Source organism: Citrobacter sp. Cb023 (genome assembly GCF_030336805.1).
GTDB lineage: Bacteria > Pseudomonadota > Gammaproteobacteria > Enterobacterales > Enterobacteriaceae > Citrobacter > Citrobacter braakii.
Genome location: NZ_JAOWCV010000040.1, coordinates 95,297 through 108,160 on the forward strand (window position 1 = coordinate 95,297; position 12,864 = coordinate 108,160).

The 12,864-nt window shown below is 52.4% G+C and carries 10 protein-coding genes and 2 tRNA genes; 9 read left to right on the plus strand and 3 right to left on the minus strand.

The annotated features are described in order from the left end of the window. Nucleotides 1-16: 16 nt before the first annotated feature. Nucleotides 17-1,483: a C4-dicarboxylate transporter DcuC gene (dcuC, locus tag OGW44_RS21380; RefSeq protein ID WP_094169255.1), complete on the minus strand. Its 1,467-nt coding sequence runs from the start codon at nucleotides 1,481-1,483 to the stop codon at nucleotides 17-19. A 10-nt stretch (nucleotides 1,484-1,493) separates the two neighbouring features. After that, nucleotides 1,494-2,627, minus strand: a complete 1,134-nt coding sequence (iadA, locus tag OGW44_RS21385) for a beta-aspartyl-peptidase (RefSeq protein ID WP_046275529.1) — start codon at nucleotides 2,625-2,627, stop codon at nucleotides 1,494-1,496. Nucleotides 2,628-2,775: 148 nt separating this feature from the next. On the opposite strand from iadA, the gene OGW44_RS21390 reads away from it, so the two are divergent. From OGW44_RS21390 to OGW44_RS21400, 3 genes are all read left to right on the plus strand, one after another. Next, entirely contained in the window at nucleotides 2,776-3,669 is an 894-nt protein-coding gene (locus tag OGW44_RS21390) for a LysR family transcriptional regulator (protein WP_016154668.1), read from the plus strand. Between the two features lie 167 nt (nucleotides 3,670-3,836). After that, nucleotides 3,837-4,169 (plus strand): preprotein translocase subunit SecG, encoded by a 333-nt coding sequence (secG, locus tag OGW44_RS21395; RefSeq protein ID WP_003025000.1) that lies wholly within the window; start codon nucleotides 3,837-3,839, stop codon nucleotides 4,167-4,169. 9 nt (nucleotides 4,170-4,178) lie between these two features. Beyond that, nucleotides 4,179-4,265, plus strand: a tRNA-Leu gene (locus tag OGW44_RS21400). Nucleotides 4,266-4,469: 204 nt separating this feature from the next. Here the strand turns inward: OGW44_RS21400 and argG are convergent. After that, entirely contained in the window at nucleotides 4,470-5,813 is a 1,344-nt protein-coding gene (gene argG / locus OGW44_RS21405; protein WP_003024998.1) for an argininosuccinate synthase, read from the minus strand. A 334-nt stretch (nucleotides 5,814-6,147) separates the two neighbouring features. On the opposite strand from argG, the gene OGW44_RS21410 reads away from it, so the two are divergent. The 6 genes from OGW44_RS21410 (at nucleotide 6,148) to truB (ending at nucleotide 12,684) form a co-directional block, all read left to right on the plus strand. Then, nucleotides 6,148-6,224 (plus strand) — tRNA-Met (locus tag OGW44_RS21410). 207 nt (nucleotides 6,225-6,431) lie between these two features. Further along, nucleotides 6,432-6,884, plus strand: a complete 453-nt coding sequence (gene rimP, locus OGW44_RS21415) for a ribosome maturation factor RimP (protein ID WP_003024996.1) — start codon at nucleotides 6,432-6,434, stop codon at nucleotides 6,882-6,884. 28 nt (nucleotides 6,885-6,912) lie between these two features. Further along, nucleotides 6,913-8,400, plus strand: a complete 1,488-nt coding sequence (gene nusA, locus OGW44_RS21420) for a transcription termination factor NusA (protein WP_003024992.1) — start codon at nucleotides 6,913-6,915, stop codon at nucleotides 8,398-8,400. 24 nt (nucleotides 8,401-8,424) lie between these two features. Beyond that, nucleotides 8,425-11,115, plus strand: a complete 2,691-nt coding sequence (gene infB, locus OGW44_RS21425) for a translation initiation factor IF-2 (protein ID WP_046275527.1) — start codon at nucleotides 8,425-8,427, stop codon at nucleotides 11,113-11,115. 220 nt (nucleotides 11,116-11,335) lie between these two features. Next, complete coding sequence (gene rbfA / locus OGW44_RS21430) at nucleotides 11,336-11,740, plus strand: 30S ribosome-binding factor RbfA (protein ID WP_003024988.1); 405 nt, start codon at nucleotides 11,336-11,338, stop codon at nucleotides 11,738-11,740. Next, nucleotides 11,740-12,684, plus strand: a complete 945-nt coding sequence (gene truB / locus OGW44_RS21435; RefSeq protein WP_016157566.1) for a tRNA pseudouridine(55) synthase TruB — start codon at nucleotides 11,740-11,742, stop codon at nucleotides 12,682-12,684. The genes rbfA and truB overlap by 1 nt, the downstream gene beginning before the upstream one ends. Nucleotides 12,685-12,864 lie beyond the last annotated feature (180 nt).

Here is a 12,864-nt window from a genome sequence, read left to right on the forward strand (position 1 = left end):
GGACTCCGGTTTTTTATTACTGTACGGGAAGCGACTGTTTATGTCGGCGCTGCCAGAAGTAACCACCGATCATTAATATTACAAGGACTGCCAGCCACGGCAGAACCGCCAGCAAATGTCCTGACCGGGCAAAGGTCAGCACAATCATCAGTAACCAACCGCCCAGCATCGGAATCGCGGTGCGTTTAACAATATCCACAGGCGAGACGCCTGCAATTCCCGCGATAGCAATGATGACGCCGGCAATGGGGGATAACGTACGACCAATACCCGCCGATATCTGGATAGGCAACATCATGACTGCGATGTCGCTACCGATATGACGGCTGATGTCCGGTACCATCGGGGCGAAGGAGAAAAACGCGGCATTTCCTGAGCCCATTAGCGCTGAAATTGCAAAGGTGATAAGGGTCATCAGCAGGATAATAGAGGCGGCGCTGAGGCCAAATTCACCGGAAAGCGACAGCAGCGCATCGACGGCGCCAATGGCTTTCAGTCCGGCTGAAAAGACTTCACCGGCGATAATCAGCGTGACGACGGTTGCAAAAACGCTGCCCATGCTGTCGAAGACTTTTTGTACGCCTGCCATCACCTCGCGCGCCTTACGATGACGGCAATACTCACAAACCAGGGTAATGGCGAGGCTTATCAGTACGGCGGTATCCAGCGTAATTTTGAGCGAACTGAATACTAAATCACTGCACACCAGCATCAACACCAGAGGTAGCATGGGCAGAAAAAGCCAGGCGATCGGTGCTTCAGTTTCATCGGTCGACGTTAATGTCTGCATCTGCTGAGCCACACCGTCACTGCTTTCCCGATGGTCGAAAAAGCGTTGCACAACAATATGTAACAGGGCGATGAACAGAATAACGGGGACGACGATCGGCAACTGATCCTGCACGAAATAGTTCACCACCTCGATGCCTGCGGTTTTGGCGGCGAGAACCGAGTTGCCGGAACCTGGACCAAATTCAACCGCACAGGTACTGGCGATAACGGCGGCAACGGCAGCGCGGCTACAGCCAAGACGGGTCAGCAGCGGGTAGAGCGTCGCCATCAACAGCAGACCCAGCCCGGTGGCGCTGCTGATAAACAGCGACAGGAATTGACCCAGCAACAGCGCCAGCCCCAACAGCAGATACGGTGAGTTCAGGCGTTGCAAAGGGCGAGACGTCACCCGAACCAGCACCTGGCTTGCGCCAATGGCCGACATATATGTAGCGAAACCACCAATCAGCATAATTTGCAGCCCAAGGCCGCCGAGGCGCACGCTCAGGGTATCGCGAATAAACTCGAAGGCATCAAAGGGGCCGAATCCGGTGCTTTTTTTCACCAGGTCACTGAGCGTGGTCATCCCGCTAAAATGCGCGATAAGCAGCAGCACAATCCCGGTCAACAGCAACACTGACTGGGGGTGATATTTTTTGAGGATCAGACGTCCGGCAAAAATGATGGCAATTAGCGCCAATAATAATGACATTCTTGCCCCCTTACTCGAAGTTGCCAGTAACCAGGCACTCGCCATCCCGCAGCAACGGCTTACCCGCAGCGAACAGATGGGCCAGCGAGAGGTCATCATTGAGTACACAGATATCGGCACGTTCCCCGGCGCAGAGCACGCCGCCGGAAATACCCAACGAGCGCGCAACGTTTGCCGTCAACATCGCGATCGCTTGTGGCACCGGGATCCCCACATCAATCAGACGAGGAAGAAGATTAAGGTTACCAGCGACCGGTGCCGCGCTTAAGCCTTCCACAATACCCTGGGCGTTAAAGCGCGGAACGCTGCCATTACCATCAGAGCTGATCGTGATGCGATCGGCTGGAACCTGGGCTTCCAGAGCGTGGAGGATTGCCTGCTCCTGAGGCATAAAGCGACTACCGCCAGACGTAACGTCGATATGGCCGCCACGATGAGCGAACGCAATCGCCTGTTCGAACAAGGGCGCTGTTCTCGCAACATGGGTCGGTGAAATGTGGTGAATCGGAATGCCTGCATCACACAGCTCAATAAGCTGTGACATCCCTTCAGGCAGATTCCCCAGATGTACATGCAGTAACCCTTTTTTGCCTGCCAGCAGGGAAGCCACACGGATATCGCTTACTATTCTCAGCAATTCCTGGAAAGAGGGGTAAGAACCACGGTGATCGGCGAGGGCGATTTTGACGCCAAGAATCGCCGGAATGAAGGTCATGTCATCGCGGATGGATCGCGTAATGGTTGGGCTGGGTACCGCGTAGGCTCCCGTATGCATAAATGCGCGTAATCCCTCAAGGTTGAGAGACTGCATTTTGGCGTAGAGGTCTTTGGGCGAACGAGAAATGGCATCGGTACCTAACACGCCGACAACCGTGGTAATACCTGCCTGAATCAGATCGCGTAGCTTGACGGCTGGCGTTCGGCTGGCAAATCCAGCCTCGCCACCGCCACCGGTAAGATGGACATGCTGATCGATTATGCCTGGGATAACCCATTTGCCATGACAATCGATGACCTCGTCGACGCCATCAAACAGGGAAAGATCTTTTTCTACCGCCACAATTCGGTCGGCATGAATGAGCAGGGAGCAGAGGCCTAAATCCTCGGGAGAAAAAACACGGGCATTGGTCAATAAAGTAAACATATCGGTCCTGTCAAACGTCGTGGGTGAGAGTCGGCAGGTGAAAAGGAATATTGTTGTTATGATGCCCACCATAAAGCCATTACTATAACTATGACTATTACCGATTTGGTATTGGAGGATGCGGTTATGGCATGGTGGAGAGTTCAACGTGGATTGTAAGTGGCTGGAAGATTTTCTGGCATTGAGTCAGCATGGAAACTACTCTCAGGCCGCGGCGCAGCGGCATATTACTCAACCCGCACTCAGTCGGCGTATAAAGGCGCTGGAAGAGGTGTTAGGGGTGCCGTTGTTTGACCGGACCACGACCCCCGTTACGCTGACACGCTATGGTGAACGCTTTGAACCCTATGCCCGGCACGTCCTCAGTACACTAACAGAGGCGCGCCACGAGCTATCGGCGATGACGCCAGCAACGGACAATACGCTGGTGATGGTTAGCCTGCATACGCTGTCGGTGAATATCCTGCCGGATATGATCAACTATCTGCGGCAGAGCGAACCGCAGTTAAATTTTACGGTTAATGCCAGTATTCAGGGGATAGACAACCACTTTAACGCCTTGATAGATCGGCAAATCGATCTTCTGGTGACCTACGATTTACCGTCTTCGCAGCCGGGGCTGGAGATTGCCGGAGGGTTAAAACGTTCACTATGGCGGTATGAGCGATTTATACCGGTTATTTCTGCGCAGTTGGCTAATGCGCTTAACGATCCGCATGTGCCGATCCCATGGCTATGCTATAGCGACTACACCTTTGTCAGACGCATTATTGAGCCAGCTGAACAACGCGTCCGCCCACGTCTGAAAAAAGTGTTTGAGAGTGGTTTAAGCGAAACGATACGAGAAATGGTGCTGCGGCATATGGGAATGGCATGGTTACCCGAATCGATGGTGGCGGAAGAGTTGGTGAACCAGCAAATTATTCACTGCTGGCCAGAAAACGCTGACCTGATTTGTGAAATCCCCGTTGTGGTATGGGCGAATCTTGACGATCAACGCGCCGTCATGCAGAGATGCTGGGAGAAGTTGCTGCGTTTTTGATTGATGTGGCGATTTTTTCCGCAGTTGATACAATGCCAACAAATTGCCCTTGCGAAGGTTATTCGCTTTGGTTAGTATTCACACCCGCTTCAGTGGGAAACAGTAAACATTCCCGCTTTAATGGTCGAAGCATTGTACGCGGCAACTCCGCAAGGAACAGGTTGATTATGCACGAAGCTCTTTTAGTAGTTTTCCTTATTGTGGCAATTGGCCTGGTAGGCTTGATCATGCTGCAGCAAGGCAAAGGCGCTGATATGGGAGCCTCTTTTGGCGCAGGCGCTTCTGGTACTCTGTTTGGTTCAAGTGGTTCTGGTAACTTCATGACCCGCATGACAGCTGTATTGGGAACCTTGTTCTTCATCATCAGTCTGGTGCTGGGTAACATGAACAGCAATAAGACCAATAAAGGAAGTGAGTGGGAAAATCTGAGTGCACCGGCGAAAACCGAGCAAACTCAGCCAGCTGCTCCGGCTCAGCCGACCAGCGATATCCCACGCTAAGTATTCTGTACCGAGGTGGTGGAATTGGTAGACACGCTACCTTGAGGTGGTAGTGCCCTAACGGGCTTGTGGGTTCGAGTCCCATCCTCGGTACCAAATTCCAAAAAAAAGACGCTGCAAAGCGTCTTTTTTTTCGTCTGTCATTTGTGGTAGTTCTGTAGGTCGGATAAGACATTTAGGACGCCGTCCGACTATTACAATACCTGATGATGCCTGGCTTATCAGGCCTCAGGGTAACAGAACATCCCTATTTTCTGCGCATAAAAAAGGCCGCTTTCGCGGCCTGAAGATGATGAATATTTACTTCGCCTTGTTTTCCAGATTTTCAACCTGCGGCAGGCCGGTTGTGGAAGAGGCGGTCAGCAGGCCAGACTGCGCATAACCGAACAGCTTCTCGCGGGTATCAGTGATATCCAGATTACGCATGGTCAACTGACCGATACGATCATCCGGAGAGAATACCGAGTCGCCTTTTTCCATCGTCAGACGTTCTGGTTTGTAAGTCAGATTGTCAGACACGGTGTTGAGGATGGAGTAATCATTACCGCGACGCAGTTCCAGCGTCACTTCACCCGTAATCTGGCTGGCAACCCAACGCTGCAGACCGTCACGCAGCATCAGCGCCTGAGAGTCAAACCAGCGGCCCTGATACAACAGACGACCAAGCTGGCGACCGTGCGCGTGATACTGCTCGATGGTGTCTTCGTTGTGAATCCCGGTCAGCAGACGCTCATAGGCGATGTGCAGCAATGCCATCCCCGGAGCTTCGTAGATGCCCCGGCTTTTCGCTTCAATGATACGGTTTTCAATCTGATCGCTCATACCCAGACCGTGACGACCGCCGATACGGTTGGCTTCCAGCATCATCTCAACGTCGTCGCTAAAGGTTTTACCGTTCAGCGCAACCGGATGACCCTGCTCGAAACGCACGGTGACTTCTTCTGCCGGGATCTTCACGCTCTCATCCCAGAATTTCACGCCCATAATCGGGTTGACGATTTTGACGCTGGAGTTCAGAAATTCGAGGTCTTTTGCTTCGTGGGTCGCCCCGAGCATATTGGAGTCCGTGGAGTACGCTTTCTCAACGGACATCTTGTAGTCGAAACCACAGGCAATCATAAATTCGGACATCTCATGGCGACCGCCGAGTTCATCGATAAAATCGGTATCCAGCCATGGTTTGTAAATCTGCAGTTCGGCGTTGGTCAGCAGACCGTAACGATAGAAACGTTCAATATCGTTACCTTTATAGGTGCTACCGTCACCCCAGATATTTACGCCATCTTCTTTCATGGCCGCAACCAGCATGGTGCCGGTGACAGCACGGCCCAGCGGAGTGGTATTGAAATAGGTCAGTCCGCCGGTGGTGTTGTGGAATGCACCGCACTGAATCGCAGCAATCCCTTCGGCAACCAGCTGCTTACGGCAATCTACCAGGCGAGCATTCTCAGCACCATATTCCATTGCACGGCGAGGAATGGCGTCATAGTCATCCTCATCCGGCTGGCCCAAATTCGCAGTATATGCATATGGGACAGCCCCTTTTTGTCGCATCCACAGCAGTGCTGCACTGGTGTCCAGGCCGCCGGAAAAAGCGATACCAATACGTTGACCTACCGGGAGATGCTTGAGAATCGTCGTCATAAAATAAAACCCTGCTTGATAGACTGGTGAAGAGGTCGGCTTATTATACTAATTGCATTTTTATGCAAAATAAGTGAGTTTTCATTTAATCATCTTTTCTGGATGACAGGAAGAGTTTAGTGATAATTTCGTTAAATAACGGCGCGGGTGACACATTTATCTGGTCGAATATTCGCTGGACAGCATTCATTGATTTGCATAGTCGTAACAAGGTTGACATACCGCATAGTGAATCAATATACTGTGCGCAGATTTTACGTCCCGTCCTCGGTACCAAATCCCAGCAGTATTTGCATTTTTTACCCAAAACGAGTAAAATTTGCCACGTTTCAGGCGCGGGGTGGAGCAGCCTGGTAGCTCGTCGGGCTCATAACCCGAAGGTCGTCGGTTCAAATCCGGCCCCCGCAACCACTTTCCCTTAGAGTTCTTTTTCAAATATACTGTGAAGACTTAGGCCTTCGTAGCTGGATTTGAAAAAAATTCTTTCGGAAGGTTTTCCGAACCGCAGGTGCGGTTATAGGGTTCAGTTATATAAAGCCCCGATTTATCGGGGTTTTTTGTTATCTGACTACAGAATAACTGGGCTTTAGGCCCTTTTTTTATGTCTTGGGGGTGGGCTTGTCCACATTAGAGCAAAAATTAACAGAGATGATTACAGCGCCAGTTGAAGCCCTGGGCTACGAGTTGGTCGGCATCGAATTTATTCGTGGTCGCACATCCACACTGCGCATCTATATTGATAGTGAAGATGGCATCAATGTTGATGATTGTGCTGATGTGAGCCATCAGGTAAGCGCCGTGATGGATGTCGAAGACCCAATCACCGTTGCCTACAACCTGGAAGTCTCCTCTCCGGGTCTCGACCGTCCTCTGTTCACAGCTGAACACTACGTGCGTTTCCTGGGTGAAGAAGTGACGCTGGTTCTTCGTATGGCGGTACAAAACCGTCGTAAATGGCAGGGCGTTATCAAAGCGGTGGATGGTGAGATGATCACGGTCACAGTCGAAGGTAAAGATGAAGTGTTCGCGCTGAGTAATATCCAGAAGGCGAACCTGGTTCCCCACTTTTAACAGTCTGGATTGAGGTGAAAAGCCCGCGATGAACAAAGAAATTTTGGCTGTTGTTGAAGCCGTATCCAACGAAAAAGCGCTGCCACGCGAGAAAATTTTTGAAGCGCTGGAAAGTGCGCTGGCTACAGCAACAAAGAAAAAATATGAGCAAGAGATCGACGTTCGCGTAGAAATCGATCGTAAAAGCGGTGATTTCGATACCTTCCGTCGTTGGGTAATCGTAGAAGAAGTTACTCAGCCGACCAAAGAAATTACGCTGGAAGCGGCACGCTTCGAAGACGAAAGCCTGAACGTGGGCGAATATGTTGAAGATCAGATTGAATCTGTCACCTTTGACCGTATCACCACCCAGACCGCGAAACAGGTTATCGTACAGAAAGTACGTGAAGCCGAACGCGCAATGGTTGTCGATCAGTTCCGCGAACACGAAGGCGAAATCGTCACCGGTGTGGTGAAGAAAGTTAACCGCGATAACATTTCTCTGGATCTGGGCAGCAATGCTGAAGCCGTGATCCTGCGTGAAGACATGCTGCCGCGTGAAAACTTCCGCCCAGGCGACCGTATTCGTGGCGTTCTTTACTCTGTACGCCCGGAAGCGCGCGGTGCGCAGCTGTTCGTAACTCGTTCCAAACCGGAAATGCTGATAGAGCTGTTCCGCATTGAAGTGCCGGAAATTGGCGAAGAAGTGATCGAAATTAAAGCGGCTGCTCGCGATCCGGGTTCACGTGCGAAAATCGCCGTTAAGACCAACGACAAGCGTATTGATCCGGTCGGCGCCTGTGTGGGTATGCGCGGTGCGCGCGTTCAGGCGGTTTCTACCGAACTGGGCGGCGAGCGTATCGATATCGTCCTGTGGGATGATAATCCGGCGCAGTTCGTGATTAACGCAATGGCGCCAGCAGACGTCGCTTCTATCGTGGTGGATGAAGACAAACACACCATGGATATCGCGGTTGAAGCCGGTAACCTGGCTCAGGCGATTGGACGTAATGGTCAGAACGTCCGCCTGGCTTCACAACTGAGCGGTTGGGAACTCAACGTGATGACCGTTGATGACCTGCAGGCGAAGCATCAGGCTGAAGCACATGCAGCCATTGATACCTTCACCAAATATCTCGATATCGATGAAGATTTCGCGACGGTTCTGGTAGAAGAAGGTTTTGCGACGCTGGAAGAACTGGCCTACGTGCCAATGAAAGAGCTGCTGGAAATTGACGGCCTGGATGAACAGACCGTTGAAGCGCTGCGCGAGCGTGCTAAAAACGCACTGACCACTCTGGCACTGGCCCAGGAAGAAAGTCTCGGTGATAACAAACCGGCTGACGATCTGCTGAATCTGGAAGGATTGGATCGTGAGATGGCTTTCAAACTGGCTGCCCGTGGTGTTTGTACGCTGGAAGATCTCGCTGAACAGGGCATTGATGATCTGGCTGATATCGAAGGGTTGACCGACGAAAAAGCCGGTGAGCTGATTATGGCTGCCCGTAATATTTGCTGGTTCGGCGACGAAGCGTAATAAACTGTAGCAGGAAGGAACAGTATGACAGATGTAACCGTAAAAACGCTGGCTGCAGAGATACAGACCTCCGTGGATCGCCTGGTACAGCAATTTGCTGATGCAGGTATCCCGAAGTCTGCTGACGACTCTGTGTCCGCACAAGAGAAACAAACCTTACTGGCGCATCTGAACCGTGAAAACGGCTCAGCGCCCGATAAGTTGACATTGCAGCGTAAAACGCGCAGTACTCTCAATATTCCAGGTACCGGTGGAAAAAGCAAATCGGTACAAATCGAAGTCCGCAAGACACGCACCTTTGTGAAACGCGATCCGCAAGAGGCTGAACGCCTTGCCGCGGAAGAGCAGGCGCAGCGTGAAGCGGAAGAGCAAGCCCGTCGTGAGGCAGAAGAAACTGCCAAACGCGAGGCGCAACAAAAAGCCGAACGTGAGGCCGCAGAACAAGCTAAGCGTGAAGCCGCTGATAAAGCGAAACGTGAAGCTGCGGAAAAAGACAAAGTGAGCAATCAACAGACCGACGATATGACTAAAACCGCCCAGGCCGAAAAAGCCCGCCGTGAAAATGAAGCCGCAGAACTGAAGCGTAAAGCGGAAGAAGAAGCACGTCGCAAGCTTGAAGAAGAAGCGCGCCGCGTAGCGGAAGAAGCTCGCCGTATGGCGGAAGAAAACGAGAAGAATGGTGTGAATAACGCTGAACCTGTTGAAGATACCAGCGATTATCACGTCACCACCTCTCAGCATGCTCGCCAGGCAGAAGACGAGAACGATCGTGAAGTAGAAGGCGGTCGTGGTCGTACTCGCAGCACGAAAGCAGCGCGTCCGGCGAAGAAAGGTAACAAACACGCTGAATCTAAAGCTGACCGTGAAGAAGCGCGTGCAGCGGTTCGCGGCGGTAAAGGCGGTAAGCAGCGTAAAGGTTCCGCTCTGCAGCAGGGCTTCCAGAAGCCGGCTCAGGCCGTTAACCGTGACGTTGTGATCGGCGAAACCATCACCGTTGGCGATCTGGCGAACAAGATGGCAGTCAAAGGTTCCCAGGTCATCAAAGCGATGATGAAGCTGGGCGCAATGGCGACCATTAACCAGGTCATCGACCAGGAAACCGCACAGCTGGTTGCCGAAGAGATGGGCCACAAAGTTATCCTGCGTCGTGAAAACGAGCTGGAAGAAGCAGTAATGAGCGACCGTGACACCGGCGCTGCGGCAGAACCGCGCGCACCGGTAGTGACCATCATGGGTCACGTTGACCACGGTAAAACGTCTCTGCTGGACTACATTCGCTCCACGAAAGTTGCCTCTGGCGAAGCGGGCGGCATTACTCAGCACATCGGTGCGTACCATGTTGAAACTGACAACGGTATGATCACTTTCCTGGATACCCCGGGTCACGCCGCGTTTACCTCCATGCGTGCTCGTGGTGCTCAGGCAACGGATATCGTTGTTCTGGTTGTTGCAGCAGATGACGGCGTGATGCCGCAGACTATCGAAGCTATCCAGCACGCGAAAGCGGCAGGTGTGCCGGTAGTGGTTGCAGTCAACAAAATCGATAAACCAGAAGCGGATCCAGATCGCGTTAAAAACGAACTGTCCCAGTACGGCATCATGCCGGAAGATTGGGGCGGCGAGAGCCAGTTCGTCCACGTTTCTGCGAAAGCGGGTACCGGTATCGACGAACTGCTGGATGCTATCCTGCTGCAGGCCGAAGTACTGGAACTGAAAGCTGTGCGTAAAGGTATGGCGAGCGGTGCGGTTATCGAATCCTTCCTGGATAAAGGTCGTGGTCCGGTTGCTACCGTGCTGGTACGTGAAGGTACGCTGAACAAAGGCGACATCGTACTGTGTGGTTTCGAATACGGCCGCGTTCGCGCGATGCGTAACGAACTGGGTCAGGAAGTCCTGGAAGCGGGTCCGTCCATTCCGGTGGAAATCCTGGGTCTGTCCGGTGTTCCGGCTGCGGGTGACGAAGTTACCGTTGTTCGTGACGAGAAGAAAGCCCGTGAAGTTGCACTGTACCGTCAGGGCAAATTCCGTGAAGTTAAACTGGCTCGTCAGCAGAAATCTAAACTGGAGAACATGTTCGCCAACATGACCGAAGGCGAAGTTCACGAAGTGAACATCGTTCTGAAGGCCGATGTTCAGGGTTCTGTAGAAGCGATTTCCGACTCTTTACTGAAACTGTCTACCGACGAAGTAAAAGTGAAGATTATCGGTTCTGGCGTAGGTGGTATCACCGAAACCGACGCGACCCTGGCTGCGGCATCCAACGCGATTCTGGTTGGCTTCAACGTCCGTGCTGATGCCTCTGCACGTAAAGTTATCGAATCAGAAAGCCTGGATCTGCGTTACTACTCCGTCATCTATCATCTGATCGACGAAGTGAAAGCAGCGATGAGCGGCATGCTGTCTCCGGAACTGAAACAGCAGATCATTGGTCTGGCTGAAGTTCGTGATGTGTTCAAATCACCGAAATTCGGCGCTATCGCAGGCTGTATGGTTACCGAAGGCACTATTAAACGTCACAACCCAATCCGCGTACTGCGCGACAACGTGGTTATCTATGAAGGCGAGCTGGAATCCCTGCGCCGCTTCAAAGATGACGTCAACGAAGTCCGTAATGGCATGGAATGTGGTATCGGCGTTAAGAACTACAACGACGTTCGCGTTGGCGATATGATCGAAGTGTTCGAGATTATCGAGATCAAACGTACCATCGCATAATCTTCGTCGTCTTTTGGGCCGCAACTGCGTTGGCTGCGCTCGCTCACCCCGGTCACATAGTTATCTATGCTCCCGGGGATTTACGAGTTTGCCGCCTTGCTGCAACCCAAAATCCTTAGAAGATGATTAAGTGTAGGCTGGGGAAGCGAAGCGCCACCCGGCAAGAAATTTAAAAAGGGGCTTATGGCCCCTTTTTTGTCTTTATTCTGGAGAATTTATTATGGCGAAAGAATTTGGTCGCCCACAGCGTGTCGCGCAGGAGATGCAGAAAGAAATCGCACTCATCCTGCAACGCGAAATCAAAGACCCGCGTGTTGGTATGATGACCACCGTATCGGGTGTTGAGATGTCCCGAGACCTGGCATACGCTAAAGTGTTCGTGACTTTCCTCAACGATCAGGACGAAGCTGCCGTGAAAAACGGCATTAAGGCACTGCAGGAAGCCTCTGGTTTTATCCGCTCTCTGCTGGGTAAAGCAATGCGTCTGCGTATCGTGCCTGAGCTGACCTTCTTCTACGACAATTCGTTAGTTGAAGGGATGCGCATGTCCAACCTGGTGACCAGCGTGGTGAAACATGACGATGAGCGTCGTGTGAACCCAGCGGACGACAGCAAGGAGGACTGATGAGTCGTCCTCGTCGTCGTGGTCGCGATATTCACGGTGTTCTGCTGCTGGATAAGCCGCAGGGCATGTCCAGCAATGACGTACTGCAAAAAGTAAAGCGCATCTACAATGCCAACCGCGCGGGACATACCGGCGCGCTGGATCCGCTGGCGACAGGCATGCTGCCTATCTGCCTCGGTGAAGCGACTAAGTTTTCCCAGTATTTGCTGGATTCTGACAAACGCTATCGTGTGGTTGCCCGTCTGGGCCAGCGTACCGACACCTCCGATGCCGATGGGCAAATCGTGCAGGAGCGTCCGGTAACCTTCAGCGCAGAGCAGCTTGCCAGCGCGCTGGAGACTTTCCGCGGCGATATCGAGCAGATTCCGTCAATGTATTCGGCGCTGAAGTACCAGGGTAAAAAGCTGTACGAATATGCGCGTCAGGGCATTGAAGTGCCGCGTGAAGCGCGCCCGATTACCGTCTATGAGCTGCTGTTTATTCGCCACGAAGGTAACGAGCTGGAGCTGGAAGTTCACTGCTCCAAAGGCACTTATATTCGCACCATCGTTGACGATCTCGGTGAGAAGCTGGGCTGCGGCGCGCACGTAACGTATCTGCGTCGTCTGACGGTCAGCAAGTATCCGGTGGATCGTATGGTTACGCTGGAACATCTGCATGCGCTGGTTGAACAGGCCGAACAGCAGAACATTCCGGCGGCGCAGCTGCTTGATCCTTTGCTGATGCCAATGGACAGTCCTGCATCGGACTACCCTGTTGTTAATTTGCCTTTAACATCCTCGGTTTACTTTAAAAATGGTAACCCGGTACGGACGTCAGGTGCGCCGCTTGAAGGGCTGGTGCGCGTGACGGAAGGCGATGACGGCAAGTTTATCGGCATGGGGGAGATGGACGATGAAGGTCGTGTCGCCCCTCGTCGCCTGGTGGTTGAGTATCCTGCATAGCGCTCTCTGTCTTGCGATAAAAGGGCGCTGCGAGTAGAATACTGCCGCTTAACGTCGCGTAAATTGTTTAACAATCTGCGTGGCGTGTACACAAAATCATTCGAGCTGCATCAAGGCGGCAGGTCTGAGGATCCTCAGGAGCTTACTCAGGTAAGTGACCGAGGTGAGCGGACACAGCCA